The sequence below is a fragment of the Sphingomonas sp. NPDC092440 genome (assembly GCF_044754985.1).
Classification (GTDB): Bacteria; Pseudomonadota; Alphaproteobacteria; order Sphingomonadales; family Sphingomonadaceae; genus Sphingomonas.
Genome location: NZ_JBIVQA010000008.1, coordinates 44,397 through 68,799, shown reverse-complemented (window position 1 = coordinate 68,799; position 24,403 = coordinate 44,397). Strand labels below are relative to the sequence as shown.

Here is a 24,403-nt window from a genome sequence, read left to right as displayed (position 1 = left end):
CGGCCAGCTCGGCTAGGTTCGGGCCATGCATGAGGGGGCTCGATTCATTGCTTTGATGCTCGGCGGCGCGGCGCTGGCGGCCTGCCAGCCCGATGCGGCCAAGCCGGTGCCGAAGGCCGAGGCAAGCGAGGCCGCTGCCGCGCCCGCAGCGGCTGCGGCTGGCGCCGCCAGCGCGCCGCTGCGCGAATGGCTGGTCGGCAGCTGGTCGTTCGAAGCGAGCTGCGCGAGCGACTTCATCGCCCATTATGCGGCCGATGGCAGCCTCGACAATAGCGGCGAGATGGGCGGCTGGGCGCTGGCCGGGAACATAGTGACCGAGACGATCCGCGAACGCTATGACGCCGCGGCGAGCGACGGCGCCGAGAAGGTGAACCCGCCCGAGACGCGCAGCTACACGATCGAGCGCGCCGACCAGGATCACGGCACGATCACCTATCAGGGCCGCAAGGTGCCGATGCTGCGCTGTTGACGGCGCGGCCGCCAGGATCGATAGCGGCATGATGGTTCCCCTTTCGTTCGCCGGCCACGACCTGATGGCGCTGCCCGAGGGCGCGCTCTACTGGCCGGCGCGGCGGGCCCTGCTCGTTGCCGACCTGCATTTCGAGAAGGGCAGCTGGTTCGCCGCGCGCGGGCAGATGCTGCCTCCCTATGATTCGATCGCGACCCTGCAGGCGATCGAGGCGCTGGCGGAGCGGACCCAGGCGCGCGAGCTCTGGTGCCTGGGCGACAGCTTCCATGATTCGGAAGGCTGCGAACGGCTGCCCGGGGATGCGCGGGCGCTGCTCGCCCGGCTCACCACCCGGCTCGACTGGCGCTGGATCACCGGCAATCACGACAGCCTGCTGATCGATCCCTTTGGCGGCGCGATCCTGGCGGAGGCGGAGGTCGACGGGCTGGTCCTGCGCCACGAGGCCGAGCCGGACGATCCGCGCCCCGAGCTGTCGGGCCATTTCCACCCCAAGCTGCGCCTGCGCATCCGGGGTCGACAGGTGGCGCGGCGCTGCTTCGTCGCCTCGCCGACCAAGCTGATCCTGCCGGCCTTCGGCGCGCTCACCGGCGGACTGGACGCGCATCATCCGGAGATCGCCCGCGCAGTGGGGTGCAGCGCGCAGGCGCTGGTCGCGCTCGAGGACCGGCTGCTGCGCTTCCCGCTCGCGGCCTAGCCGCCCCGGCGCGGCTCGAGATCGGCGCATTCCACCGGGCCCTGCCCGATCACCCGGCATTTGGCGGAGCCGAGCACCCGGACCACGCCGCTCGACGTCGCGCTGATCTGGGCGTTGTAGCGCACGTTCATCACCAGCGCCCCGCCGCTCCCCGAGACGAGCAGCGCATCGGCAGTGGTCAGCGCCGCCGCGTCGAGGTTGCTGGTGCCATAGAGCCGCACGCGCGCGTGCAGCGCGTTGCCCGCGAGCGCCACCGTGCCGGTACCGGCCAGGGTAACGCTCAGATCCTGCGCGTCGACCTTGCCGATATCGATCCGTCCCGCCCCGTTCAGCGAGACGTCGAGCCGGTTGCCGCGCATCTCGGCGATCTTCAGCAACGCGCCGCCATTGGTCTGCACCACGCGCAGCCCGGGCACCGTGACGCGGATGCGCGCGCCGCTCGCGGTCTTGCCCGCGGCCGATTCCCAGCTTTGCGTGCCGGCATTGACGATCAGCGTTCCCGCCTCCACGCGCACGCCCACCCGGTCGAGCGCGGCGCGCTCGCCGGTGAGCGTCACGCCCGGCGCTCCGGGCACCACCTCCACCGCGAACGGCCCGTCGATGCGCAGCCGGTCGAAACCGGTGACCATCACGACGCGCTCGTCCGCCGGCGCGGCGGCGGTGCCGAGGAGCAGCAGGGGAACGAGGGCGAGCCGATACATGGCCGCACCCTCGCGCGGCTTCAACGCCGAGGCAAGCTCAGGAGCAATGCGCCTCGCCCGAACCCACCGCGCTCACCGAGCATTTCGCGCCGCCGGTGAGATCGACATCGCCCGAACCCGCGATCGAGACCGAGGCCCCGCCCTTCACGACGCCGCGCAGGCTGCCCGAGCCGATGATCGAAATGCTGGCGCCCGTGGCGGTGAGCTTGCTGGCGTCGATGTCGCCCGATCCGGCGATCGAGGCATTGAGCCGGCTGACCGTACCCGCGACGGTGAGATCCCCCGAGCCGGCGATCGAGAGATCGGCGTCGGTCGCGGCGAGCGCGGCGATGCCGAGATTGCCCGAACCGGCGATCGCGCCGCGGAAAGCGCCCTCGGCCTTGTCGATGCTCATGTTGCCCGAGCCGCTGACGCTCGCGCCATCGAGCTTCGGCAGGACGACATGAACCTTCACGCCGCGATCGTTGCTGATCGTGAACCCGTTGCGGTCCTTGCGGCCGACGCGCAGCGTACCGTCGACCACCCGGACTTCAAGCTGGTCGAGCACCGCCGTATCGCCTTCGGCCGTGACCGCGAACTGGCCGCCGTTCCGCACCTCGATGTCATCGGGCCCGCGCAGGTCGACCTTGGTGAAGCCGCTCGCGTCATAGCTGCGCTTGGCGCCGACGCCGCTCGGCGTGACCTTGTGACCTTCCTTTTCCCAGCTGGCGTGACAGGCACCGATGGCCGTGAGCGGCAGCAGGGCAAGAGCGAACAGGGCAGCGCGCATCGAAACTTCCTCCCGAAGCAGTATGTGTGTTGGATGTATAATACACCATCGATGAAACAAGGAAAAGGGGCGGTTTTCAAGGCCGCCCCTTTCCTCGGGCTTCGATGCCGGCCGAGATCAGGCCGGAACCTTGTCCTTGTTGTGGATCGCCGCGGCCTTGCGCAGGATCTCGAGGATCTTCTCGAGCGCGGCCGGCTCGTCCACTTCCTCCATCGCCGCGAGCTCGCGGGCGAGGCGGCTGGCCGCCGCTTCGAAGATCTGGCGCTCGGAATAGCTCTGCTCGGGCTGGTCGTCGGCACGGAACAGGTCGCGGACCACCTCGGCGATCGACACCAGGTCGCCCGAATTGATCTTCGCTTCATATTCCTGGGCGCGGCGCGACCACATGGTGCGCTTGACCTTCGGCTTCCCCTTCAGCGTATCGAGCGCTTCCTTGAGTGTCTTGTCACTCGAAAGCTTGCGCATGCCGACGCTCTCGGCCTTGTTGGTCGGAACGCGCAGCGTCATCTTCTCCTTTTCGAAGCGCAGCACGTAGAGTTCGAGCTGCATCCCCGCGATCTCGGATTTCTGCAGCTCGATAACACGGCCCACGCCGTGCTTGGGGTAAACGACATAATCGCCGACATCGAAGGACAGCGCCTTGGCAGCCATGTGCGAGGAACCTTTCGTGATAACCGGCCCCGACGGGCTCGGCGTCCGCCCCGGCGAATGCGGGACGGGCTGATCGGGGCGACTTCTCTTTGCTTCTCCGGGCGGAGGCGATTTTTCCTCCGTCTCGGGGCATTTAACACGTTTGCAATAAAATTACCAGACCGACCGTGCCGCCTTGCAGCGAAAATATGCAATTAATCGCAGGATTGTGGCTGCCTCTCGACTCGAGCATTGCTGAGACATGTTCGCGCCACTTCTGCTCCTTCAGGCCCAGGACGCCGGCGCCATCTTCTCATCGGCGCTCAAGGCGTTGCTCGACACATGTGAGACGCTGGCACCGGCGGAGTTCGTCCGCCGGATCGCGACCCTGGCGCTGCAGGGCGGCGCCCCCGCTTCCAAGCGCGCAGGCGAGGCCGGCAATTTCGACGGGATCGGCTGGCCCCGCGATCCGGCAAGGGCCTGTGCCCGGTTCGAACGTGCTGCGCCGCAGCGTGGCGATTCGGCCCATGATCTCGCGCGCTGCTTCGAGAACGGCCAGGGCAGGCCGCACGGCCTGGCCAGCGCGCGCACGCTCCATGCCGGCGCCGCGCGGCGTGGCGCCCATGCCCAGACCGACCATGCCGGCAGCCGCACGGATGCCGCCGCGCGCATCCAACGGGCCGGGTTCCGGGGCGCGGCGCCCGATGGGAAGACGGCGACCGACCGGGAAGCGGCGGCCGAGATGATGCACTGGCGGCGCATCGCGGCAGCGGAGGAGCCTGACCCCAAGCAGCGCAAGGAGATGGCCGACATCCTGACGGGCATCGGCAAGAACTAGAGGCTAGCTGCCCGAACCGGGCTCCGGCGAGAAGAACTGCTCGAACTTGCCCTCGACGCCCTTCATCGCATCGGCGTCGGCGGGCACATCGCCCTTCTGCGTGATGTTGGGCCAGGATTCCGAATAGGTGCGATTGAGCTCCAGCCACTTCTCGAGGCCGTTCTCGGTATCGGGCAGGATCGCCTCGGCCGGGCATTCCGGCTCGCAGACGCCGCAGTCGATGCACTCGTTCGGATTGATGACGAGCATGTTCTCGCCTTCGTAGAAACAGTCGACCGGACAGACCTCGACACAATCCATGTACTTGCACCGGATGCAGGCGTCGGTGACGACATAGGTCATGGAAACTGGCCCCTTGGATCGAAGACGTGGGGGTCCTGCTATGCCTGTGGATTCGCTGCGTCAATCAGTTGGCGCTTCCTGCGAGACGTTCTCAGTGACCACCAGGTCCTGATAGCAGGCGCGCCCCTCGGCCGGCGGGCCGCGCCTGACGGGCAGCAACTCGACCCGGATCACCCGAACCTTGCCATAGAGCGGGAAGGCCACGACGCACCCCACGCGCACCGTGGCCGAGCTGCGCTCGACCCGGCGGCCATCGATGCGCAGCAGGCCCTTTTCGGCGATCGCCTGCGCCGCCGAGCGCGTCTTGGCCAGGCGCGACCACCAGAGGAACCGGTCGATCCGCATCGCCGCGCCGTCACCCATGCTTCAGGGCCTGGAGCGCCGCGAAGGCATTGTCGCGCGGCGGCGCCTTGGGCCGGGGCGGCGCCACCAGCCCCTGCCAGATCCAGCGTTGCGGCTCGCCCTCCGCCGAACGGGCCGTGCGGAAGCCGAGCTGGGCCATCAGCCGCGCCAGCGTCTCGCCGGTCAGTCCCATCGAAGTGGCGAGCGCCGGATCGGGAGCAAAGGGCTTGCGGCCCTGGCGCGCGTCGTGCGCGGCGCGGGCGATGCGCTCGACCAGGTCGACGCGCACAGCCTGCGCGCCCAGTGGGCGATAGCCATGGACGAGATCGGCGCCCGGCGCGCCGCGCGGCAGCGCCGTGGCGCCGTCGCGCGGCGCGTCGGCCAGCCCCATCCGCTCGCGCCGCCAGCGCGCCGCGCCGGGCTTGAGCAGCGCGGGAGCGAAGATGTCGAGCGTGCCGATGGTGACGCCGATCGTGCGCAGCCGCTGGCGCGCCGGCGGGTCGAGCGCCTCCACCAGCATGGCTGCGGCACGGCGCGGCAGCAGCCCGCCGGCCTCGAGCAGCGCATTGGCGAGCGCGCGCAGCGGCGAACCGGCGGCCGGATCGCGCGCCGCCGCGTCGAGCTTGCCGAGCACGGCCAGGTGCTTGCCGATCTGGTCGGCGAACCAGCGTTCGAGCCGGGCCTGCACTGCCGTTCTCGCCGGGGGATCGAGCACGTCGAGCGCGCGATCCAGCCGGATGCGTGGCCGGACGATATTGGGGCCCGGCTCCAGCGCCGCGACCGCCACGCCGTTCCAGGCGAGCACCGATCCGGTCAGCGCGATGGCCGCATCCTCCGCCTCGGCCAGCGCGGCCCCGCGCTTGCGATATTCGCCGCCCAGCCGCTTCTCCGCCGCCGCCAGCAGCATGCGCTTGTCCGCGGCGCGCGCCTCGGGCGCGACAGTGAAGCGAAAGCCGGTGAGCGTGCCCAGGGCATGTTCCTCGACGGTCACTTCGCCCTCGGGGCCGATCGTCACCGGCAGGTTCGAGGCGTCGGCGCCGATCTGGCGCAGCAGCACGGTGGTGCGCTTGTCGACGAAGCGCTGAGTCAGGCTGGCGTGCAGCGCGTCCGAGAGCTTCTCCTCCACGGCGCGCGTGCGCTCGGCCCAGTGGATCGGGTCCTCCAGCCAGTCCGCGCGGTGCGCGATATAGGCCCAGCTGCGCGCCGCGGCGATGCGCCCGGCAAGCGTCTCGACATCGCCGCCCATATTGTCCAGCCGCTGGATCTCGTCGGCGAACCATTGGTGCGGCACGTGGCCGCGCCCCTCGGAGAGATGCCCGAACAGCCGGCCGACGAAGCGGCTGTGCGGCTCGGGCCCGAGCTTGCGGAAATCGGGCAGGCCGCACGCCGCCCAGAGCCGCTTGACCATCGCCGGCGCGCGCACCCGCTGGCGGACCCAATCCTCTTCCGAAAGCCGCTTGAGCACGGCCAGGTCCACCGCCTCGGGCGCGGCGCGCAGCACATCGCTGTTCGGCCTGGCCTCCAGGCTGGCGATCAGCGCCTCGACACTGGCGAAGTCCGGCTCGCCTTCGCGCCAGTAGAGCTTCTCCAGCGGCGGCACCCGGTGCCCCTCGATCGCGAGCACCTCCTCCGGCGTAAAGGCATTGGGGCCTTCCTCGTGCAGCGCGCCGAAGGTCCCGTCCTTCTGGTGCCGCCCGGCGCGCCCCGCGATCTGCGCCATCTCGGCCACGGTCAGCCGGCGCTGGCGGCGTCCGTCGAACTTGGCAAGCGAGGCGAAGGCGACATGGTGCACGTCCATGTTGAGGCCCATGCCGATCGCATCGGTGGCGACGAGATAATCGACCTCGCCCGCCTGGAACATCGCCACCTGGGCATTGCGGGTGCGGGGGCTGAGCGCCCCCATCACCACTGCCGCACCGCCGCGAAGCCGGCGAAGCGCCTCGGCGACGGCATAGACTTCCTCGGCGCTGAACGCGACGATCGCCGAGCGGCGCGGCAGGCGGGAGAGCTTCTTGGCCCCGGCATAGCTGAGGGTCGAGAAGCGCGGCCGGCCGATCACCTCGGCCTCGGGCACCAGCGCCTTCAGCATGGGTTTCAGGCTGTCCGAGCCGAGGATCATCGTCTCTTCGCGGCCGCGGGCACGCAGCAGCCGATCGGTGAAGACATGGCCGCGCTCGGGATCGGCGCCCAGCTGCGCCTCGTCCAGGCCGACGAATGCGACTTCGCGTTCCAGCGGCATGCTCTCGGCGGTGCACAGGAACCAGCGCGCCTTGGGCGGCAGGAGCTTCTCCTCGCCGGTGATCAGCGCGACCTCGGCATCGCTGCCCTTCATCCTGACGACGCGATCATAGACCTCGCGCGCCAGCAGCCGCAGCGGGAAGCCGATCATGCCGCTGGCATGGCCGGCCATCCGCTCCACTGCGAGATGCGTCTTGCCGGTGTTGGTGGGGCCCAGCACGGCGGTGATCGGAGAACGCGCGAAACGACTCATTGCGACTCCCAAGATCGTTCCGAGTCGCCCCTTAAGCAACTCCCCCGGATTGGCGATCCGCCTTAACCATGTTGGAAATACTGGCGAATATGCTGAACGCTTCGCTTCATCCGCGAGGTGGCACAACTCGCCGCACGAGCCGGCCCCGAACAGGGTGCTTAATTTGACTTTAAGTCCTGCCTTCCACAGTGATCTTGTCGGTAGCCGGGGGTTTACGGCACGACATCGACGACCTTTTGGGGGGCGTTGCGCCTTGTATCTGCGTAGTGACCATGGAGAGGGGCTGACCGGCGGCGGCGCATCGGCGCTTGCCGCGGCACCGGCGCGCGGCCTGGCCGCACGCCTGAGCGAGCGCTTCGCCGACTTCGAGTTCGCGCCGGACCTGGGCTCGCGCATCGGCTCGCTGACCTGGTATCGCGGCGCCGCAACCTGCGTCGCCCTGATCACCGCCACCCTGCTGCTCGCGCCCGGCTTCGAGAACCCGATCTACGGCACCGTTCCCGCGCCGCTTTCGGGCGCCGAGTTCGACGCGACCCAGGCGCACGCGATCAAGCCGCTCGGCATGGGCTCCGGCACCGGCGCCCGCGTCGCCGCCACCGGGCTGGTCGCGCCGCTCACCGACACGCCGGAGCGACCGCTCCTCGAAGGCACCACCAAGCTGGCTTCGGGCGGCGCGCTGCTCGCGACGCTGCTGCGCTCGGGCATCGGCAAGGCCGACGCCACCACGGTGAGCAGCATGATCACCAAGGCCGTTGCGCTGGACGAGATTCAGTCCAACACCATGGCCGACTACACGCTGGGCCGCCGCGTCGACAAGTCGCAGCCACGCCCGCTCGAGAAGCTCGATATCCGCACCCGCTTCGATCAGCGCGTCGAGTTCGTGCGCACCGGCAACGTGCTGTCGATGCGCGCGATCCCGATCGCGATCGACCGGACGCCGCTGCGCATCCAGGGCACCATCGGCCGGTCGCTCTATCGCTCGGCCCGCGCCGCCGGCGCGCCCGCCAAGGCGGTCGAGACCTATATCAAGACGCTCGCCACTCGCACGCCGGTCTCGCGGCTCGGCTCGGACTGCAAGTTCGACATCATCGTCGGCCAGGCCCGCGCCGAAACCGGCGAGGTGCAGCTCGGCAGCCTGATGTATGCCGGCGTCAGCGGCTGCTCGAACAAGGTGCAGCTCGCGCCGTTCGAGCAGGGCGGCAAGACCAGCTGGTTCGATGGTTCGGGCAAGGGCAACAGCACCGGCGCGATGGCGATGCCGGCGAACGGCCGCTTCTCCTCGGGCTTCGGCATGCGCCGCCATCCGATCCTCGGCTATACCCGCATGCACCGCGGCGTCGACATCGCCGCGCCCTGGGGCTCGCCGGTCTTCGCCGCGAGCGACGGCGTGGTCCAGTTCGCCGGCCGCAGCAGCGGCTATGGCAATTTCATCAAGGTGACTCATGGCGGCGGCTATGGCACCGGCTATGGCCATCTGAGCCGCATCTATGTGCGCAACGGCGAGCATGTGCGCCGCGGGCAGCGGATCGGCGCGGTGGGCAATACCGGCCTCTCGACCGGCCCGCACCTCCATTACGAACTCTATCGCAACGGCATGGCGGTGAATCCGCGCTCGGTGTCGTTCACCAGCACGCAGCAGCTTACCGGCGGCGATCTCGGCGAGTTCAGGGCCCAGCTGAACCGCCTGCTCTCGGTGCCGATCGGGCACGGCGCCGTGAAGGACGCCGAGGACTAGCATCCCGCGCAAGGCCCCGCTCCCGGGAGGGGAGGCACGGCTCGTCGCAACCTGCTGCGCCAATGCCGGCCATTTGTGATATGAAGTCAGGATATCCGAGTCCGACTCCGGAGCGTGCCATGCGTCTCGTCCTCACTGCCGCCCTGTTCTGCGCCGTCGCGATGCCGGCGCTCGCCCAGCAGTCGCAGCCGGCGTCCACCCGCGACGCCTCTCCCCGCGACGCCTCCACCCGCGACAGGGCCGAGGCGCTCGCCCGCGCGCTGAACAATCCGATGGTGCAGGAAGGCGCGGCGGCGATGCTCACCAACCTCGCCGGCATCGTGCTCGACACGCGGGTCGGCCCCATCGCCCGCTATGCCGATCCCAGGATCGGCGAGCAGGACACGCTGCGCGACATCCAACGCCGCAACGATCCCGATTTCGAGAAGCATTTCCACCAGGATGCGCGCGCCGCCGTCGCCGTCGCGGGCAAACTCACCGACGGTGCGCTGCAGATGCAGGAATCGCTCGACCAGACCGCTGCCCGGCTGCGCGCGGCGCTCGCCCCGCTGCGCGCCGCGCTCAAGAACTGATCCGCCCGCGCAACGATCGCCCGGGGGCGGAGGAGCCGCCGCAACCATATGGCGCGCTGCCGCGCGTCTCGGACGCAAGCCGCGTCCGCAAGCGCTTTACGCGGGCGCGTCCCGGGTCCTAAAGCGAGCCGATGTGGCAGCTTTACCAATTCCCGCTCTGTCCCTTCTCGCGCAAGGTCCGCCTGCTGCTGGGCGAGAAGGCCGTGGGCTATGAGCCGGTGCGCGAATCGCCCTGGCTGCGGCGCGACGAGTTCCTCGACCTGAATCCCACCGGCCAGGTGCCGGTGATGGTCGATGACGAGCGCGGCGTGACGCTGATCGATTCGCAGGTGATCTGCGAGTTCTTCGAGGAGACGGTGAACAAGGCGCCAATGCTCAACGGCACCGCCACCGATCGCGCCGAGATCCGCCGCCTGGCGATCTGGTTCGATACCAATTTCTATGCCGAGATCACCGCCCCCCTGCTCCACGAGCGGATGCTGAAGCGCATCGTCTACAAGCAGTCGCCCGACGGCCAGGCCCTGCGCAATGCGATGAAGGCGGCGGTCAACCATCTCGACTATATCGACTATCTGCTCGATCACCGCACCTGGCTGGCGGGCCCGACGATGAGCCTCGCCGATCTTGCCGCCGCGGCCCAGATCTCGATCGCCGACTATCTTGGCGGGATCGACTGGAAGAGCCACGAACAGGCCAAGGGCTGGTACATCCGCATGAAGAGCCGCCCGAGCTTCCGCCCGCTGCTCAGCGAGCGGATGGAGGGGATCCCGCCCCCCGCCGATTACGAGAAGCTCGACCTTTAATGGCGGGGCCGCACCGGACCGCAGCGCTGCTGGGATTCTACGGCGATAGCCTCGATCCGGAGGAACTGACCGCCGGGCTGGGTGGCGTGCCGACGGTCGGGGTCCGCAAGGGCGGCACATGGCATACCGCGCGCGGTGCCGCCAAGATCGCGCCTACCGGCTCGTGGCGTATCAAGGCCGAAGACTGTTCGCCCGGCGATCTCGATGGGCAGATTCGCTCGCTGCTGGCGCCGCTCACCAGCGATCTTGATATCTGGCGCGATTTCTCGACGCGGTTCGGCGGCCGGATCTTCGCGGGCCTTTTCCTCGCCGAATGGAATGAAGGGATGCTGCTGGAAGCGGGCACGCTCGCCCTGCTCGCCGAACGCGGGCTGTATCTCGATCTCGACATCTACGGCGCGGAGACTGCGGCGGAATGAAACTCCCGGCGCCGCCATGCGCTTTTCCCGCAAGGTCCTGATCGCTCCGATCGGGCAATCCCCGGGGTGCTTATGCTCGAACATCTTCCCCATTGGCTCGGCAAGGCGCTGAGCCCGTTTCGCGCCGGCGCCGACAAGCTGGCGATCGTCCGGCCCGAACTGGCCGGCGAAGGCGTGATCCATCTCGCCAGCCCGGCCTTCGCCAATGGCGCGCGGCTGCCCGATCGGTTCACCGCCGATGGCGAAGGCGTCTCACCGCCGCTCTTCTGGACGGGCGTGCCCGAAGGCACGGCGCGGCTGGTGCTGATCGTCGAGGACCCCGATGCGCCGACCCCGCAGCCGGTGGTGCACGCGATCGTCTGGGGCCTGCCGCTCGACGGCAACCTCAAGGAAGGCGAGATCGCGCCCGATGGCGAGGGCAGCCCGGACGGGGAGGATATCGGCCGCAACAGCCGCTTCGTCGAGGGCTGGCTGCCGCCCGATCCGCCCAACGGGCATGGCGAGCATAATTACGCCTTCCAGCTCTTCGCGCTGAACGAAGGCGAGGATCCCGGCGAGAATCCCGGGCGCGGCGCGATCCTGCGCGCGATGGAAGGCCGGGTGATCGCCGCCGGGCTGCTCACCGGCACCTATTCGCGAGGCGAGGAAGCCCCGATCGGGCCGGTGGGAGCCGGTGCCGCCGCCTGATGCACAAGCCGTCATGCCGTGATGCGCGCGGTGGCGGCACGGCTGCCATTGGGGTCTGGGCTGAAGTCCCGCGCTCATGTCCGGAGCGGGTCACGGATGTCTCGGCGGTTTCGGGCATCGCGGCATCCGGATGGAATGCCTGGGGAAACCGTAAGGGCGGGCCGAGCTTCCGCCGGGGTTGGGGGCCGCCGCCGGGCGGTCCGGCAGGGTTCAGCCGAAGTGGCTGAAACCCTGCAGGCCGACCGTGGCGATCGCCATTGCGGTGATGGCGAAGGAGGCCATCCCGATCATCAGGCTGCGCGTCATGCTTATCCTCTCCGTTCCGTGCTGACCGCTGCGAGTCACGCGATCGGAACCACGGGCGAGGAGAAGAGCACGATGGCATAGGTGAGGACGACGGCGCCGATGACGGCAACGCTGTGCTGGAACGAGCTGATACGAACGGCCATGATAGTTACTCCCCGTATTGTCGGCTGCCGGACCATCCGGCGTTGCCGATGCCAGATGGATTGCAGGGAGCGTGCCAGTTTTATAAGTGATTGATTTCATTGAGGGCGAGTAAGAAAGTTACGCGCAGTTGGGAAATTTCACGCCAAGCTATGGTGTAATTTCCCAATCAAAGGCGGACAGTAACCGTCCGATTCCGGTCAGTCGACGCGGATGCAGTTGCGGCCACCATTCTTAGCGGCGTAGCAAAGCTGGTCGGCGCGGTGGAACACGGTGCCGAACACTTCGCCCTGGGCCGCCGGGCTGAGGCCGGCGGAGAAGGTGATCTCGCCCAGCGGCGCGTCGGTCTCGCGCAGGCGATAGCGCTTGGCGGAGACGGCGAGGCGGGCGCGGTCGAGCACCTCGCGCGCCGCCATCAGCTCGAGGCCGGTGAACAGGACGACGAACTCCTCACCGCCATAGCGCGCGACGAGATGCCCCTTGCAGGTGTCGGACAGCGCTTCGCCGAGCGCCTTGAGCACCCGGTCGCCGACGACATGGCCGAACCGGTCGTTGACCGACTTGAAGTGATCGACGTCGCACACGGCCATGCAGATCCGCGCGCCCGCCGAGGCCTGGGCGGCATAAGCCTCTTCGAAGGCGCGGCGATTGGGCAGGCCGGTCAGCGGGTCGCGGCGCGCATTGTCGCGCGCTTCCTCCAGCTTGGTGCGCAGCTCGCTGGCCTCGCGATTGGCAGTCTCCAGCCGCTCCTCGGCGTTGCGGACCCGCTCGAGCATCGTCGCGGTGATGCGGCCGATCTCGATATCGTCGCCGCCCGAGCTGCGCATCGCCTGGGCGCTGGCGGCGAGGTCGCGGCCGAAATCCTTCGTCTCGGCGCGCATGGCCGTGACCATGTCCTGAAAGCCCTCGACCTGCATCTGGGTCTGGGCGACCAGCCCCTGGGCCTTCTCGAGCGTGGCGGTGGGCATGCCGGCGACGGGCTGCGCATCGCAACCCAGCGTCTCGATGTCGCGCCGGGTGAGGCGGACGCCGCCATCGGTCAGCGCGTGCACCGCCCGGGCGAGCGGACCATCGGGGTTGGCGAGGAGCTGATAGGCGAAAGCATAGTTGGCCGGATCGGGATCCAGCCGCTGGTCTATCAGAAATTCCCCGATGCGGTCGTACAGGCTACGTGCGGCCTGGGAACCGCTTGCCACCCGAACGGCCTTGGCCGCGACCATCGCCTCAATTCCTCGCCAGAAATTTGGTCCCGACGGCACCGACCCGCAACACCGCCACGCCGCGCAGACTAGGCCCCAACTGCTAATAACCGGTGAGCAAAGCTTGCGGACTCGTGAAAATATCGACTCCGGAGACCAATGCCGGAGATCAGTGCCTGTGCGCGGCCCGGTATTTCTGGACGGCTTCCAGCGAGAGCCGGATATGACCCGCCGGGCTCATGTCCGAATGGACGAAGAGCAGCTTGCCGTCCGGCGCGATCACATAGGAGGTCCGGCTGGTGATCTTGGTGGCAGTGCCGTCGGGCCGGGTGAGCTGGACGTCATAGGCCTTGACGATCTCCGGGCTGGCGGCCGCGACGGCGAACTTGCCGGCGCATTTCTCCGCCGAAAACGCCTCGAGCTTGTCGATATTGCCCGCGGTCATCCCGATCACGCTGGCGCCGACCTTCTGGAAATCGGGCAGCGCCTCGGCAAAGGCATGCGCTTCGGCATTGCAGCCTTCGGTAAAGGCGGCGGGGAAGAAATAGAGGACGACCGGCCCCTTCTTCAGCGCCGCCTTGAGGTTGACCGTGAAGGGCTTGCCCGCCATCGCGCCCGGCGCGGTGAAATCGGGAGCGAGCTGGCCGGGTTTGAGCGCGGCGGCGGCCGGCACGGCGAGCGACAGGGCGGCGGCGGCGATCAGCAATTTGCGCATGGCGATCCTCCTGAATGTCGTTGCCGGCGGCTAGCGCGTCAGCGCGATGCCGATCCGGGCATGGGTGTCGTTCCGGCGATAATTGTCCAGCGCCTCGCCATAGCCGGTAAAGGCCTGGCCGAAGATATAGAAGCCAACTCCCTTGGCAATCCGCGCCAGGGGATAGGAGACGAACAATTCGGCCGCGCCCTTGCCCGTCTCGAAATTGCCGCGGCCGGTGAGCGAAAGCTTCAACCCGTCCTGCTGGCCGATCGCGGCGGTGAGGCTGGTATAGCCGAAATAATCCTTCACGTCCGGCGCGGTTCCAAGCCGGCCGAGATAGAACCAGGCCTGGGGCGCGACGTCGAGATGCCAGTCGCCGCCCAGGTCGAAGCGCTTCTCGGCGCGCAGGAACACCCGGTTGAGATCGACCGAGTCGGCCACGCCGCGCCCGTTCGAATCATGGCGATAGCCGAGCGCCACCTTGGTGGTGTCGTCGAAGGGAATGTCGGCATAGACTTCGGGGCTGTAATTGGTCGAGCGGAACGGCCCCGAAGGCCGGTTCAGCGCCCAGAACATCGTCTGGGTATAGGCGAAGCGCAAATTGCCGAGCTTGAGCGGCGCCTTCTCACCGAACGGGCGGAAGGCGAAGCTCACCTGCAGCTTGCCGCCGGCATCCTTCAGGCCGAACGCGCCATAGATCGGCTCGTGCGCCTCGAACCGGTCGACAAAGGCGGCCGAGCTGCCGGTCGCGCTCTGCACCACCGTCTCCCCCTGCGGGATCTCGGCGGCGGCGTGCTGTTCGGTGGGCGGCACCGCGCGGCCGGCCACGCTCACCGGCACGTAGCGCGCCTTGGCGAAGCCGTGCGGCCCGACGGTGGGCAGCGGGCCGGGCGCGCGCTCGAGCACCAGGCGCGTGCCGTCCACCGCAGTGACCTCGATCTGGCGCGGGCCGGCATCGGTGACGGCCAGATCGCCCTCATTGACCAGGAAAACCTCGACGCCGCGCAGCGCCTCCGCCTCCGAGGCGGGCTGGGCGGGCACGGCGCGCAGGCCCTGGGCCGCGGCGGGCGTGGCGGCGAGGAACGCGATCGGAATCAGCAGGCGGCGGCGCATCGGCCGGTTGAGTGGCAGGGCTTTGTGACCTTGGCGAGTCAAAATCTCGGGGCTAGGGCGTGTCGAATGCCCGTGACCGCAGCCGATATCGCCCTTGCCGAACGCCTTGCCGATGCGGCGGGCGCGGCGATCCTCCCCTATTTCCGCGGCGCCCACGGCCTCGAGGCCAAGGACGACCAGTCCCCGGTCACCCTCGCCGATCGCGCCGCCGAGGAAGCGATGCGCCGGCTGATCGTCGCCGAGCGCCCGATGGACGGCATCCAGGGCGAGGAGTTCGGCACGCGCGAAGGAACGAGCGGGCGCCTGTGGGTGCTCGATCCGATCGACGGCACGCGCGCCTTCATCGCCGGCCGCCCGATCTTCGGCACGCTGATCGCGCTGATCGAGGATGGCTGGCCGCTGCTCGGCATCCTCGACCAGCCGGTGACGCGGGAGCGCTGGCTGGGCGTGGCGGGGCGGCCGACCCTGTTCAACGGCGTGCCGGCCACGACGCGCCGCTGCCGCGACCTCGACCAGGCGATCCTCGCCACCACTTCGCCCGCGCTGTTCGGCGACGACCAGCTCCATGCCTTCGAGCATCTCGACGGCGCGGTGATGAGCACGGTGCTGGGCGGCGACTGCTATAATTATGGCTGCGTCGCGAGCGGCTGGATGGACATCGTCGTCGAGGCGGGGCTGAAGCTGCATGACTTCGCCGCGCTGGTGCCCATCGTCGAGGGCGCGGGCGGGCGGATGTGCGACTGGCAGGGCGACCCCCTGCACGCCGGGAGCAATGGCGAGGTGATCGCCGCCGGCGATCCGGCGCGGATCGACGACATTCTCGAGGCGCTGGCCTGCCGGGGGCATGATCACGGCCATTGAGCCGCGACTCGAAAGTTTACGAAGTTTACGCCACGGGGGGCCGGTTCTTCCCTCCCGCACTTCTCCTTGCGCGGCCTGGCGGACGGCGAGGGAGAAGGAAACGCGCATATGCCGACACGGAGCAGGCGAAATCCTATATTGCAAGCCGTGCGGCTGCGCCCGAACGACGGGATGCGCGAGGGCCACGACTCAATCAGCAGATATTGTCAGGGAAGGAACCCGAATCCCCGACCCGCACGGCATCCTCGCCCCCGCCCTATGCCGATTTCCGACTCGGGTTGCGCCGGTCCGGGCTTTGCGCTAGGGGGCCCGCTTTCCGCGATCGTAGGGATGCGCCGGCTGAATGGGCTGCCGCGCGTGTCCGCAATCGTCGAACTCAAGGAGACGAAAATGCCCAAGCTCAAGACGAAGAGCGGCGTGAAGAAGCGCTTCAAGCTCACCGCCACCGGCAAGGTGAAGCACGGTGTGGCCGGCAAGCGCCACCGGCTGATCAGCCACAACGCCAAGTATATCCGCCAGAACCGCGGCACCTCCGTGCTCGCCGATGCCGATGTCGCGCACATCAAGGCATGGGCGCCCTACGGTCTGAAGTAAGGAGGGCCTGAGAAATGGCACGAGTTAAGCGTGGTGTAACCACCAAGGCCAAGCACAAGAACATCCTGGAGCAGGCGAAGGGCTATCGCGGTCGTCGCAAGAACACGATCCGCATCGCCCGTCAGGCCGTCGAGAAGGCCGGCCAGTACGCCTATCGCGACCGCAAGGTTAAGAAGCGGACCTTCCGTGGTCTGTGGATCCAGCGCATCAACGCCGGCGTCCGCGCCGAGGGCCTGACCTATTCGCAGTTCATGCACGGGCTGAAGCTCGCCGGCATCGAGCTGGACCGCAAGGTCCTGGCCGATATCGCGATGCACGAAGGCGAAGCCTTTACCGCCATCATCGCGCAGGCGAAGGCGGCTCTGCCCCAGGCCGCCTGAGCGCGCCTGAGCGAGCACGAGAAAATGGGGCGCCGGTGGCAACACCGGCGCCCTTTTTCTTTGGCCCCGCCCCCGCTAGAGGCTCCCTCGACCAAATGAGGATTTGATGACGACCGATCTGGACCAGCTCCGCACCGACCTGCTCGGCGCGGTCGACGCCGCGGCGGGGCTCGAGCCGCTCGAAGCGGTGCGCGTGCACGCACTCGGCAAGCAGGGGGCGATCACCGCCCTGCTCAAGACCCTGGGCGGGATGAGCCCCGAGGAACGCCAGGAACAGGGCCCGCGCATCCATGGCCTGCGCGAGGCCGTGACCGAGGCACTGGCCGCGCGCAAGGCCTCGCTGGAAAAGGCGGCGCTCGACGCCCGCCTCGCCGACGAGACGCTCGACATGACCCTGCCGGTGGACGGCGTGGCGGCGGGCAGCGTGCATCCGGTGAGCCAGGTGATGGACGAGCTGGCCGAGATCTTCGCCGATCTGGGCTTCTCCGTCGCCACCGGCCCGGAGATCGAGGACGACTGGCACAATTTCACCGCGCTCAACATCCCCGAGACTCATCCGGCACGGGCGATGCACGATACCTTCTATTTCCCGCGCGAGGCGGACGGCAGCCAGAAATATCTGCTGCGCACCCACACTTCGCCGGTGCAGATCCGCACCATGGTGGCGAACAAGCCACCGATCCGGATCATCGCGCCGGGCCGCGTCTATCGCTCGGACAGCGACGCGACGCACACGCCGATGTTCCACCAGATCGAGGGCCTGGTGATCGACAAGGGGATCACGCTCGGCCATCTGAAGTGGACGCTGGAGACCTTCCTCAAGGCCTTCTTCGAGCGCGACGACATCGTGCTGCGGCTGCGCCCGAGCTATTTCCCGTTCACCGAGCCTTCGGCCGAAGTCGATGTCGGCTTCACCTGGCAGAACGGCAAGCGCGTGATCGGCGGCGATCCGCGGAAGTCGGACAATGGCGGCTGGATGGAAGTGCTCGGCTCCGGGATGGTCCACCGCAAGGTGATCGAGGCCTGCGGGCTCGATCCGAACGAATGGCAGGGCTTCGCCTTCGGCACCGGCGTCGACCGGCTGGCGATGCTCAAATATGGGATGGACGATTTGCGCGCCTTCTTCGACGGCGACCTGCGCTGGCTCAGGCACTACGGCTTCTCGGCGCTCGACGTGCCCACGCTGAGCGGGGGAGTGGGCGCATGAAGTTCACCCTGAGCTGGCTCAAGGAGCATCTCGATACCACTGCCTCGCTGACCGACATCGAGGAGGCGCTGACCCGTGTCGGCCTCGAAGTGGAGGGCGTGGAGAATCCCGGCGAGAAGCTGAACGGCTTCCGCGTCGCCAGGGTGCTGACCGCGGAGCGGCATCCCCAGGCCGACAAGCTGCAGGTGCTGACCGTCGATACCGGCGAGCAGGTGCTGCAGGTCGTCTGCGGCGCCCCCAATGCGCGCGCCGGGCTGGTCGGCGTGCTGGGCACGCCGGGCGCGGTGGTGCCGGCCAATGGCATGGCGCTCAAGGTCGCGGCGGTGCGCGGCGTCGAATCGAACGGCATGATGTGCTCGACGCGCGAGCTGGAGCTCGGCGACGATCATGACGGGATCATCGAGCTGCCGGCCGATGCGCCGGTGGGCGCTGCCTTTGCCGACTATGCCGATCTCAACGACCCGGTGTTCGACATCTCGATCACGCCGAACCGCCAGGATTGCATGGGCGTGCGCGGCATCGCGCGCGACCTCGCCGCGGCGGGCGTCGGCACGCTCAAGCCGCTCGATGCCGAGCCGGTGCAGGGCGAAGGCGCGGGCCCGGAGGTGAAGATCGAGGCGCCCGAGGGGTGCCCGGCCTATTACGGCCAGACGGTGAGCGGCGTGACCAACGGCGCCTCGCCCGCCTGGATGCAACGCCGGCTCAAGGCGATCGGGCAGCGGCCGATCTCGGCCCTGGTCGACATCACCAATTATGTGATGATCGATCTCGGCCGCCCGCTCCACGTCTATGACAAGGCGAAGCTCTCGGGCGCGCTGACGGTGCGCAAGGCCAGGGCCGGCGAGCAGGTGCTGGCGCTCAACGAGAAGACCTACACGCTCGACGAGACCATCACCGTGATCGCCGACGCGAACGGCGTGCACGATATCGGCGGCATCATGGGCGGCGAGGACACCGGCGTGTCCGACGCCACCACCGACGTCGTGATCGAATGCGCGTTCTTCGATCCGGACCATATCGCCCGCGCCGGCCAGAAGCTGAACCTGACCAGCGACGCGCGCGCGCGCTTCGAGCGCGGTGTCGATCCGCAGTTCCTCGAGGACGGCATCGCGATCGCGACGCGGCTGGTGATCCAGCTGTGCGGCGGCAAGGCGAGCGAGGTCACGCGCGCCGGCACGCTGCCGAGGGTGGGCGTGACCACCGGCTATGATCCGAAGCTCGCCGAGACGCTGGGCGGCCTCGCCGTGCCGGCGGCGCGCCAGGTCGCGATCCTGGAGAGCCTGGGCTTCACCGTCCAGCCGCTCGACGGCAATGGCGATCCGGTGGAGCTGGAAGCCGGGTTCGACGCGCTGCGCGTCACCGCGCCGAGCTGGCGCCGCGACGTGGACGGGCCGGCCGACCTGGTCGAGGAAGTGATCCGCATCGAGGGCATCGACCATGTTCCCTCGACGCCGCTCTCGCGCGTGCCGGGCGTGGCCAGGCCGACGGCGACGCCCGAGCAGAAGCTCGAGCGCAGGCTGCGGCGGACCGCCGCGGCGCGCGGGCTGAACGAAGCGGTGACCTGGAGCTTCGTCTCGGAAGGCCAGGCGGCGCCGTTCGGCGGTGGCGCCTGGACGCTGGCCAACCCGATCAGCGAGGACATGAAGGTGATGCGCCCGTCGCTGCTGCCCGGCCTGCTCGGCGCGGCGGAGCGCAACCTCAAGCGCGGGGCGGCTTCGGTGCGCCTGTTCGAGCTGGGCCGGCGCTATCTCGCCGATGGCGCCAAGAATCTCGATGAACGCGTGACGCTGGGCATGCTGCTCGCCGGTGCGAAGAGCCCGCGCGGCTGGCAGGGCGGCAAGGCGCAGCCCTTCACGGCGTTCGATGCCAAGGCCGAGGCGCTGGCGCTGCTCGAGGCGGCCGGCGCGCCGGTGGCGAACCTGCAGGTGATGGGTGAAGCCGGCGAAGTCTGGCATCCTGGCCAGTCGGCGACGCTGCGGCTTGGGCCCAAGACGGTGCTGGCCGCGTTCGGCATGGTCCACCCAAGCGTGCTCAAGGCGTTCGACCTCGACGGCGATGTCGCCGCGGTCGAGCTGTATCTCGATGCGCTGCCCGCCAAGCGCGGCGGGAGCGGCTTCATGCGCACGGCCTATACGCCGCCCGCGCTCCAGGCCGTGACCCGCGACTTCGCCTTCCTGGTGCCGGACGCCCTGGCTGCGGGCGATCTCGTCCGCGCCGTGAAGGGGGCGGACAAGGCGGCGATCGTCGATGCCCGGCTGTTCGACCTGTTCACCGGGGCCGGCGTGCCGGAAGGGCAGAAGAGCCTCGCCATCGAAGTCACGCTCCAGCCGGGCGAGAAGAGCTTCACCGACGAGGAGCTGAAGGCAATCGCCGACAAGGTGGTCGTCGCGGCGACGAAGCTGGGCGCGGCGCTGCGGGGCTGAGCGTCATCCTCCTGCTCCCCTGACGGGAGAAGGAGGGGCTTCAACCGGGTCGTCCCCTCCGTCATCCCCGCCCTGGGGATGACGGCGATCGGCGCGCCTTGTCCAGGGAGATAACGCCGGACAAATTCAGGGTCACCGGCTGCTCAAACCGGTGCGCCGCCGGCGCCACGTCCAGACCATCAACCCCAGCCCGCCCAGCACTCCGCCCGCATAGCTTGCGCTGTGCGCCCACAGGTCGGCGAGGAAGGCGACGTGCCTTTCCGGCGGCACCGCGTCGGCGAGCCAGCCGACAAGCCAGACCCGGCCCATCGCGGCACCGACCGCGCCCGCGATCCCGGCCAGCAGCGCGAACAGGCCGCAGCCGAGCATCAGCAACAGGATCGGCCGGCGCAGCTGCGCAAGCGACAGCCCGGGCGCGCGCCCCGCCCGCGCCGCCACGGCAAGTCCAATGCCAAGCGGCAGCCCGACCCACCAGGTCGCGACCACGCCCCAGCCCAGCGCCAGCAGGAAGGGCGAACTGGTCGGGAAGACCGGCGGATGCCCGATCGTGAAATATTCGACGCAGAGATGCGCGGTCACCTGATCGTGGAGCACGCCATAGGCAATCGCGGCGAATATCGCGAATCCGATGATTTTCAGCGCTTCCATGCCCGCCCCTCCCGCACGGACAATTGCAGCCGTCGCGCGGATTGACCATAGGCGCGGCAGGATATCGACAAGGAGCAGCCCGATGCCCACCGCACTCATCACCGGCGCCACCGCGGGGATCGGCGAGGCATGCGTCCATGCCTTTGCCGATGCGGGGTGGAACGTCGTCGCCACCGGCCGGCGCGAGGATCGGCTGGAAAAGCTCGCGCGCGACAATGTCCGCACGCTCGCCTTCGACATTCGCGACGAGGCGGCACGCGATGCGGCGCTGGACGGGCTGCCCCAGGGCTTTCGCGACATCGACCTGCTGGTGAACAATGCCGGGCTCGCGCTGGGCCTGGAGCCGGCGCAGCAGGCATCGCTCGCCAACTGGAAGACGATGATCGACACGAACGTCACCGCGCTCGCCTCGATCACCCACAAGCTGCTGCCCATGCTGATCGCGCGCAAGGGCGCGATCATCAACCTCTCCTCGGTGGCGGCGACCTATCCCTATCCCGGCGGCAACGTCTATGCGGCGACCAAGGCGTTCGTCCGCCAGCTGAGCCTGGACCTGCGCGCCGACCTGCACGGCACGGGCGTGCGCGTCACTTCGATCGAGCCGGGCATGGTCGAGACCGAGTTCACGCTGGTGCGCACCGGCAGCCAGGACGTGTCGGACAAGCTCTATGCCGGGGTGGACCCGATGACCGGCGAGGACATCGCCGAGACGATCCTGTGGGTGGCGACGCTGCCGCCGCATCTCAACATCAATACGCTCGAGCTGATGCCGGTCAACCAGAGCTGGCAGGGCTTCGCGGTGCACCGCGAGCCATGATCGAGATCGGCTCCGAGGCGCTCACCGCCACCGTCAACCCGCTGGGCGCGGAGCTCTGGTCGCTGCGCGATGCCGGGGGCCGCGCGCTGATGACCGATGCCGATCCCGCCTTCTGGACCGGACGGGCGCCGCTGCTCTTCCCGATCGTCGGGCGGCTGATGGACGACAGATACCGGCTGGACGGCAGGGAATATGCGCTGCCCCAGCACGGCTTCGCGCGGCGCCAGACCTTCGCGCTGATCGACCAGGCGCCGGACCGGGCGGTGCTGCGGCTGGTCGACAATCCCGAGACGCGCGCCGTCTATCCCTTCGCCTTCGCGCTCGACGCGGCCTTCTCGCTGCAGGGCGCCACGCTCGCGATGGACGTCACCGTCACCAATAGGGGCGATGTCGACATGCCGGCGAGCTTCGGCTTCCACCCCGCCCTTGCCTGGCCGCTCCCCTATGGCGCGGCGAAGGAAGCGCACCGGATCACGTTCGCCGAGGACGAGCCGGGCGAACTGGCGGCGATCGTCAAGGGCGGCTGGATGGATGCCGCCGGCTGGGAAAGCCCGGTCGAAGGGCGCGTGCTCGCGCTGCACGACGAATTGTTCGAGCGCGACGCGCTGGTGTGGAATCCGGTACGCAGCCAGTCGCTCGCCTATGGCGCCGAGGGCGGGCCGCAGCTGGTCTGCGATTTCCCCGACACGCCGGCGCTGGGCCTGTGGATGAAGCCGGGCGCGCGCTATCTGTGCATCGAACCTTGGCACGGCATCGCCGATCCCCATGGCTTCACCGGCGAGATCTGGGACAAGCCGCTGATGCAGCGCTATGCGCCGGGCGAATCGAAGACCTTCACGATGCGGGTGACGCTGGCCGGTTGACTCGCTTCTTCCTGCCGGCGCATCGCAGACGCGAAAACCGGTTCCCACTTTTCGCTGCGATGCTCTAAAGCGCGCGCCACCATGCCAGTTTCCGATCGCCGTACCTTCGCCATCATCTCGCACCCCGACGCGGGCAAGACCACGCTCACCGAAAAGCTGCTGCTGTTCGGTGGCGCGATTCACCTTGCCGGCGAAGTGAAGGCGCGCGGCGCCGCCCGGCGCGCCCGCTCGGACTGGATGAAGATCGAGCAGCAGCGCGGCATCTCGGTCACCAGCTCGGTGATGACCTTCGAGCGGGGCGGCATCACCTTCAACCTGCTCGACACGCCAGGCCACGAGGATTTCTCGGAAGATACCTATCGCACGCTCACCGCGGTCGATTCGGCGGTGATGGTGATCGACGTCGCCAAGGGCATCGAAAGCCAGACCCGGAAGCTGTTCGAAGTCTGCCGCCTGCGCAACGTGCCGATCATCACCTTCGTCAACAAGGTCGACCGCGAGGGGCGCCACGTGTTCGAGACGCTGGACGAGATCGCCGACCTGCTCGCGCTCGACGTGTGCCCGATGACCTGGCCGGTGGGCATGGGCGGCACCTTCGAGGGCATTTTCGACCTCGCCACCAACCGGCTGTTGCTGCCCGAGGGCGAGAGCCGCGAATTCCATGGCAAGGTGGTGCAGACCTCGGGTCTCGACGATCCGCAGCTCGACGCGATCCTCTCGGCCGAGAATCTCGCCCGGCTGCGCGAGGATGTCGAGCTGGCCCAGGCCGGCTATCCGGCATTCGATGCCGAGGCCTATCGGCATGGCGACCTGACCCCAGTCTATTTCGGCTCGGCGCTCAAGGAGTTCGGCGTCGATTCGCTGATCGACGCGATCGCCACCCATGCGCCGCCGCCGCACGCCCTACCCGCCGAGCCCGCGCCGGTCTCGCCCGATGCCGGGCAGGTCACCGGCTTCGTGTTCAAGGTCCAGGCCAATATGGACCCCAATCACCGCGACCGCATCGCGTTCATGCGGCTCGTCTCGGGCACCTTCAAGCGCGGCATGAAGCTGACGCCGACCGGGCATGGCAAGGCGATCGCGATCCACTCGCCGATCCTGTTCTTCGCCCGCGAGCGCGAGCTGGCCGACGAGGCGTTCCCCGGCGACATCATCGGCATCCCCAATCACGGCGTGCTGCGCGTCGGCGACACGCTTTCCGAAAAGGCCGATGTGCGCTTCACCGGCCTGCCCAATTTCGCGCCGGAGATCCTGCGCCGCGTGGTGCTCAAGGATCCGACCAAGACCAAGCAGCTGCGCAAGGCGCTGGACGACATGGCCGAGGAAGGCGTGACTCAGGTCTTCTATCCCGAGATCGGCTCGAACTGGGTGATCGGCGTGGTGGGGCAGCTGCAGCTGGACGTGCTGATCAGCCGGCTCGAGGCCGAATACAAGGTGGCGGCCGGGCTGGAAGTCGCGCCGTTCGAGACCGCGCGCTGGATCTCGGCCGAGGATCCCAAGGACCTGGCCGACTTCGTCGCGCTCAACCGCGGCGCCATGGCCAAGGACCGCGACGGCAACCCGGTGTTCATGGCCAAGTCGAACTGGGAAGTCGGCTATGTCGCCGATCGCTATCCGAAGGTGAAGTTCGCGGCTACGCGCGAGCGCTGATCGCCTGCGTCA

At 68.6% G+C, this 24,403-nt stretch carries 26 protein-coding genes; 16 read left to right on the top strand and 10 right to left on the bottom strand.

The features are described from left to right. Positions 1 to 25 precede the first annotated feature (25 nt). Positions 26 to 469 (top strand): hypothetical protein, encoded by a 444-nt coding sequence (locus ACIQCS_RS14950; protein ID WP_401531233.1) that lies wholly within the window; start codon positions 26 to 28, stop codon positions 467 to 469. A gap of 31 nt (positions 470 to 500) precedes the next feature. Further along, complete coding sequence (pdeM, locus tag ACIQCS_RS14945; protein WP_345852023.1) at positions 501 to 1,163, top strand: ligase-associated DNA damage response endonuclease PdeM; 663 nt, start codon at positions 501 to 503, stop codon at positions 1,161 to 1,163. On the opposite strand, the gene ACIQCS_RS14940 is transcribed toward pdeM, so the two are convergent. The 3 genes from ACIQCS_RS14940 to ACIQCS_RS14930 all read right to left on the bottom strand — a co-directional run bounded on the left by ACIQCS_RS14940 (position 1,160) and on the right by ACIQCS_RS14930 (position 3,284). Continuing rightward, on the bottom strand, positions 1,160 to 1,864 hold the full coding sequence (locus tag ACIQCS_RS14940) for a GIN domain-containing protein (RefSeq protein ID WP_345849269.1): 705 nt from the start codon (positions 1,862 to 1,864) through the stop codon (positions 1,160 to 1,162). The two genes, pdeM and ACIQCS_RS14940, sit on opposite strands and share 4 nt — an antisense overlap. A 37-nt stretch (positions 1,865 to 1,901) precedes the next feature. Next, complete coding sequence (locus tag ACIQCS_RS14935; protein ID WP_345849270.1) at positions 1,902 to 2,633, bottom strand: head GIN domain-containing protein; 732 nt, start codon at positions 2,631 to 2,633, stop codon at positions 1,902 to 1,904. Between the two features lie 117 nt (positions 2,634 to 2,750). Next, entirely contained in the window at positions 2,751 to 3,284 is a 534-nt protein-coding gene (locus ACIQCS_RS14930) for a CarD family transcriptional regulator (RefSeq protein WP_086127610.1), read from the bottom strand. Between the two features lie 241 nt (positions 3,285 to 3,525). Between ACIQCS_RS14930 and ACIQCS_RS14925 the strand changes: the two genes are divergently transcribed. After that, positions 3,526 to 4,101, top strand: a complete 576-nt coding sequence (locus tag ACIQCS_RS14925) for a hypothetical protein (protein WP_345849272.1) — start codon at positions 3,526 to 3,528, stop codon at positions 4,099 to 4,101. A gap of 3 nt (positions 4,102 to 4,104) precedes the next feature. Here the strand turns inward: ACIQCS_RS14925 and fdxA are convergent, their stop codons facing one another. The 3 genes from fdxA to ACIQCS_RS14910 are packed head-to-tail and all read right to left on the bottom strand — an operon-like array spanning position 4,105 to position 7,276. Next, on the bottom strand, positions 4,105 to 4,443 hold the full coding sequence (fdxA, locus tag ACIQCS_RS14920; RefSeq protein WP_086127612.1) for a ferredoxin FdxA: 339 nt from the start codon (positions 4,441 to 4,443) through the stop codon (positions 4,105 to 4,107). Between the two features lie 60 nt (positions 4,444 to 4,503). Then, positions 4,504 to 4,806, bottom strand: coding sequence for a S4 domain-containing protein (locus ACIQCS_RS14915; protein WP_345849277.1), 303 nt, complete (start codon positions 4,804 to 4,806; stop codon positions 4,504 to 4,506). After that, positions 4,799 to 7,276: a helicase-related protein gene (locus tag ACIQCS_RS14910; protein ID WP_345849280.1), complete on the bottom strand. Its 2,478-nt coding sequence runs from the start codon at positions 7,274 to 7,276 to the stop codon at positions 4,799 to 4,801. The genes ACIQCS_RS14915 and ACIQCS_RS14910 overlap by 8 nt, the downstream gene beginning before the upstream one ends. A 253-nt stretch (positions 7,277 to 7,529) precedes the next feature. Here ACIQCS_RS14910 and ACIQCS_RS14905 point away from each other — a divergent pair, with 253 nt between their 5' ends. The 5 genes from ACIQCS_RS14905 (at position 7,530) to ACIQCS_RS14885 (ending at position 11,492) form a co-directional block, all read left to right on the top strand. After that, positions 7,530 to 9,011: a M23 family metallopeptidase gene (locus ACIQCS_RS14905; RefSeq protein WP_345849281.1), complete on the top strand. Its 1,482-nt coding sequence runs from the start codon at positions 7,530 to 7,532 to the stop codon at positions 9,009 to 9,011. A gap of 119 nt (positions 9,012 to 9,130) precedes the next feature. Next, the gene (locus tag ACIQCS_RS14900) at positions 9,131 to 9,583 is read left to right on the top strand and encodes a hypothetical protein (protein WP_345849283.1); all 453 of its coding nucleotides are present in this window, start codon (positions 9,131 to 9,133) and stop codon (positions 9,581 to 9,583) included. Positions 9,584 to 9,714: 131 nt separating this feature from the next. Further along, positions 9,715 to 10,386: a glutathione S-transferase family protein gene (locus ACIQCS_RS14895; RefSeq protein WP_280280729.1), complete on the top strand. Its 672-nt coding sequence runs from the start codon at positions 9,715 to 9,717 to the stop codon at positions 10,384 to 10,386. Continuing rightward, positions 10,386 to 10,805 (top strand): DUF4279 domain-containing protein, encoded by a 420-nt coding sequence (locus ACIQCS_RS14890; protein ID WP_345849285.1) that lies wholly within the window; start codon positions 10,386 to 10,388, stop codon positions 10,803 to 10,805. Before ACIQCS_RS14895 ends, ACIQCS_RS14890 begins: the two co-directional genes overlap by 1 nt. Positions 10,806 to 10,877: 72 nt before the next feature. Then, on the top strand, positions 10,878 to 11,492 hold the full coding sequence (locus tag ACIQCS_RS14885; protein ID WP_345849287.1) for a YbhB/YbcL family Raf kinase inhibitor-like protein: 615 nt from the start codon (positions 10,878 to 10,880) through the stop codon (positions 11,490 to 11,492). A 647-nt stretch (positions 11,493 to 12,139) separates the two neighbouring features. Here ACIQCS_RS14885 and ACIQCS_RS14880 read toward each other — a convergent pair. The 3 genes from ACIQCS_RS14880 to ACIQCS_RS14870 form a co-directional block, all read right to left on the bottom strand. After that, positions 12,140 to 13,159, bottom strand: coding sequence for a GGDEF domain-containing protein (locus ACIQCS_RS14880; RefSeq protein ID WP_345849290.1), 1,020 nt, complete (start codon positions 13,157 to 13,159; stop codon positions 12,140 to 12,142). Positions 13,160 to 13,307: 148 nt separating this feature from the next. Then, complete coding sequence (locus ACIQCS_RS14875) at positions 13,308 to 13,853, bottom strand: peroxiredoxin (protein ID WP_345849291.1); 546 nt, start codon at positions 13,851 to 13,853, stop codon at positions 13,308 to 13,310. A 30-nt stretch (positions 13,854 to 13,883) separates the two neighbouring features. Next, positions 13,884 to 14,948, bottom strand: coding sequence for a phospholipase A (locus ACIQCS_RS14870; RefSeq protein ID WP_345849292.1), 1,065 nt, complete (start codon positions 14,946 to 14,948; stop codon positions 13,884 to 13,886). 66 nt (positions 14,949 to 15,014) lie between these two features. On the opposite strand from ACIQCS_RS14870, the gene hisN reads away from it, so the two are divergent. The 5 genes from hisN to pheT all read left to right on the top strand — a co-directional run bounded on the left by hisN (position 15,015) and on the right by pheT (position 20,413). Next, positions 15,015 to 15,809, top strand: a complete 795-nt coding sequence (gene hisN / locus ACIQCS_RS14865) for a histidinol-phosphatase (RefSeq protein WP_345849294.1) — start codon at positions 15,015 to 15,017, stop codon at positions 15,807 to 15,809. Positions 15,810 to 16,199: 390 nt separating this feature from the next. Further along, positions 16,200 to 16,403 carry a 50S ribosomal protein L35 gene (gene rpmI / locus ACIQCS_RS14860; protein ID WP_078103280.1) on the top strand — a complete coding sequence of 68 codons (204 nt, stop codon included), beginning with the start codon at positions 16,200 to 16,202 and terminating at the stop codon, positions 16,401 to 16,403. A gap of 14 nt (positions 16,404 to 16,417) precedes the next feature. Next, positions 16,418 to 16,783: a 50S ribosomal protein L20 gene (gene rplT, locus ACIQCS_RS14855; RefSeq protein ID WP_180146221.1), complete on the top strand. Its 366-nt coding sequence runs from the start codon at positions 16,418 to 16,420 to the stop codon at positions 16,781 to 16,783. A gap of 106 nt (positions 16,784 to 16,889) precedes the next feature. Next, positions 16,890 to 17,990 (top strand): phenylalanine--tRNA ligase subunit alpha, encoded by a 1,101-nt coding sequence (gene pheS / locus ACIQCS_RS14850; RefSeq protein WP_280280723.1) that lies wholly within the window; start codon positions 16,890 to 16,892, stop codon positions 17,988 to 17,990. Continuing rightward, positions 17,987 to 20,413, top strand: a complete 2,427-nt coding sequence (gene pheT / locus ACIQCS_RS14845) for a phenylalanine--tRNA ligase subunit beta (RefSeq protein WP_345849299.1) — start codon at positions 17,987 to 17,989, stop codon at positions 20,411 to 20,413. The genes pheS and pheT overlap by 4 nt, the downstream gene beginning before the upstream one ends. 132 nt (positions 20,414 to 20,545) lie before the next feature. Here the strand turns inward: pheT and ACIQCS_RS14840 are convergent, their stop codons facing one another. Then, complete coding sequence (locus ACIQCS_RS14840; RefSeq protein ID WP_345849300.1) at positions 20,546 to 21,061, bottom strand: hypothetical protein; 516 nt, start codon at positions 21,059 to 21,061, stop codon at positions 20,546 to 20,548. Positions 21,062 to 21,143: 82 nt separating this feature from the next. Here ACIQCS_RS14840 and ACIQCS_RS14835 point away from each other — a divergent pair, with 82 nt between their 5' ends. The 3 genes from ACIQCS_RS14835 to ACIQCS_RS14825 all read left to right on the top strand — a co-directional run bounded on the left by ACIQCS_RS14835 (position 21,144) and on the right by ACIQCS_RS14825 (position 24,391). After that, positions 21,144 to 21,878 carry an SDR family NAD(P)-dependent oxidoreductase gene (locus tag ACIQCS_RS14835; protein ID WP_345849302.1) on the top strand — a complete coding sequence of 245 codons (735 nt, stop codon included), beginning with the start codon at positions 21,144 to 21,146 and terminating at the stop codon, positions 21,876 to 21,878. After that, positions 21,875 to 22,741 (top strand): aldose 1-epimerase family protein, encoded by an 867-nt coding sequence (locus ACIQCS_RS14830; protein ID WP_345849304.1) that lies wholly within the window; start codon positions 21,875 to 21,877, stop codon positions 22,739 to 22,741. Before ACIQCS_RS14835 ends, ACIQCS_RS14830 begins: the two co-directional genes overlap by 4 nt. 81 nt (positions 22,742 to 22,822) lie before the next feature. After that, positions 22,823 to 24,391 carry a peptide chain release factor 3 gene (locus tag ACIQCS_RS14825; RefSeq protein ID WP_345849306.1) on the top strand — a complete coding sequence of 523 codons (1,569 nt, stop codon included), beginning with the start codon at positions 22,823 to 22,825 and terminating at the stop codon, positions 24,389 to 24,391. Positions 24,392 to 24,403: the final 12 nt, after the last annotated feature.

Excerpts from the sequence above, each read along its gene's own strand:
- ACIQCS_RS14950 (WP_401531233.1), top strand. The coding sequence starts at position 26 with ATGCATGAGGGGGCTCGATTCATTGCTTTGATGCTCGGCGGCGCGGCG.
- pdeM (WP_345852023.1), top strand. The coding sequence starts at position 501 with ATGGTTCCCCTTTCGTTCGCCGGCCACGACCTGATGGCGCTGCCCGAG.
- ACIQCS_RS14940 (WP_345849269.1), bottom strand. The coding sequence starts at position 1,864 with ATGTATCGGCTCGCCCTCGTTCCCCTGCTGCTCCTCGGCACCGCCGCC.
- ACIQCS_RS14935 (WP_345849270.1), bottom strand. The coding sequence starts at position 2,633 with ATGCGCGCTGCCCTGTTCGCTCTTGCCCTGCTGCCGCTCACGGCCATC.
- ACIQCS_RS14930 (WP_086127610.1), bottom strand. The coding sequence starts at position 3,284 with ATGGCTGCCAAGGCGCTGTCCTTCGATGTCGGCGATTATGTCGTTTAC.
- ACIQCS_RS14925 (WP_345849272.1), top strand. The coding sequence starts at position 3,526 with ATGTTCGCGCCACTTCTGCTCCTTCAGGCCCAGGACGCCGGCGCCATC.
- fdxA (WP_086127612.1), bottom strand. The coding sequence starts at position 4,443 with ATGACCTATGTCGTCACCGACGCCTGCATCCGGTGCAAGTACATGGAT.
- ACIQCS_RS14915 (WP_345849277.1), bottom strand. The coding sequence starts at position 4,806 with ATGGGTGACGGCGCGGCGATGCGGATCGACCGGTTCCTCTGGTGGTCG.
- ACIQCS_RS14910 (WP_345849280.1), bottom strand. The coding sequence starts at position 7,276 with ATGAGTCGTTTCGCGCGTTCTCCGATCACCGCCGTGCTGGGCCCCACC.
- ACIQCS_RS14900 (WP_345849283.1), top strand. The coding sequence starts at position 9,131 with ATGCGTCTCGTCCTCACTGCCGCCCTGTTCTGCGCCGTCGCGATGCCG.
- ACIQCS_RS14895 (WP_280280729.1), top strand. The coding sequence starts at position 9,715 with ATGTGGCAGCTTTACCAATTCCCGCTCTGTCCCTTCTCGCGCAAGGTC.
- ACIQCS_RS14890 (WP_345849285.1), top strand. The coding sequence starts at position 10,386 with ATGGCGGGGCCGCACCGGACCGCAGCGCTGCTGGGATTCTACGGCGAT.
- ACIQCS_RS14885 (WP_345849287.1), top strand. The coding sequence starts at position 10,878 with ATGCTCGAACATCTTCCCCATTGGCTCGGCAAGGCGCTGAGCCCGTTT.
- ACIQCS_RS14880 (WP_345849290.1), bottom strand. The coding sequence starts at position 13,159 with ATGGTCGCGGCCAAGGCCGTTCGGGTGGCAAGCGGTTCCCAGGCCGCA.
- ACIQCS_RS14875 (WP_345849291.1), bottom strand. The coding sequence starts at position 13,853 with ATGCGCAAATTGCTGATCGCCGCCGCCGCCCTGTCGCTCGCCGTGCCG.
- ACIQCS_RS14870 (WP_345849292.1), bottom strand. The coding sequence starts at position 14,948 with ATGCGCCGCCGCCTGCTGATTCCGATCGCGTTCCTCGCCGCCACGCCC.
- hisN (WP_345849294.1), top strand. The coding sequence starts at position 15,015 with ATGCCCGTGACCGCAGCCGATATCGCCCTTGCCGAACGCCTTGCCGAT.
- rpmI (WP_078103280.1), top strand. The coding sequence starts at position 16,200 with ATGCCCAAGCTCAAGACGAAGAGCGGCGTGAAGAAGCGCTTCAAGCTC.
- rplT (WP_180146221.1), top strand. The coding sequence starts at position 16,418 with ATGGCACGAGTTAAGCGTGGTGTAACCACCAAGGCCAAGCACAAGAAC.
- pheS (WP_280280723.1), top strand. The coding sequence starts at position 16,890 with ATGACGACCGATCTGGACCAGCTCCGCACCGACCTGCTCGGCGCGGTC.
- pheT (WP_345849299.1), top strand. The coding sequence starts at position 17,987 with ATGAAGTTCACCCTGAGCTGGCTCAAGGAGCATCTCGATACCACTGCC.
- ACIQCS_RS14840 (WP_345849300.1), bottom strand. The coding sequence starts at position 21,061 with ATGGAAGCGCTGAAAATCATCGGATTCGCGATATTCGCCGCGATTGCC.
- ACIQCS_RS14835 (WP_345849302.1), top strand. The coding sequence starts at position 21,144 with ATGCCCACCGCACTCATCACCGGCGCCACCGCGGGGATCGGCGAGGCA.
- ACIQCS_RS14830 (WP_345849304.1), top strand. The coding sequence starts at position 21,875 with ATGATCGAGATCGGCTCCGAGGCGCTCACCGCCACCGTCAACCCGCTG.
- ACIQCS_RS14825 (WP_345849306.1), top strand. The coding sequence starts at position 22,823 with ATGCCAGTTTCCGATCGCCGTACCTTCGCCATCATCTCGCACCCCGAC.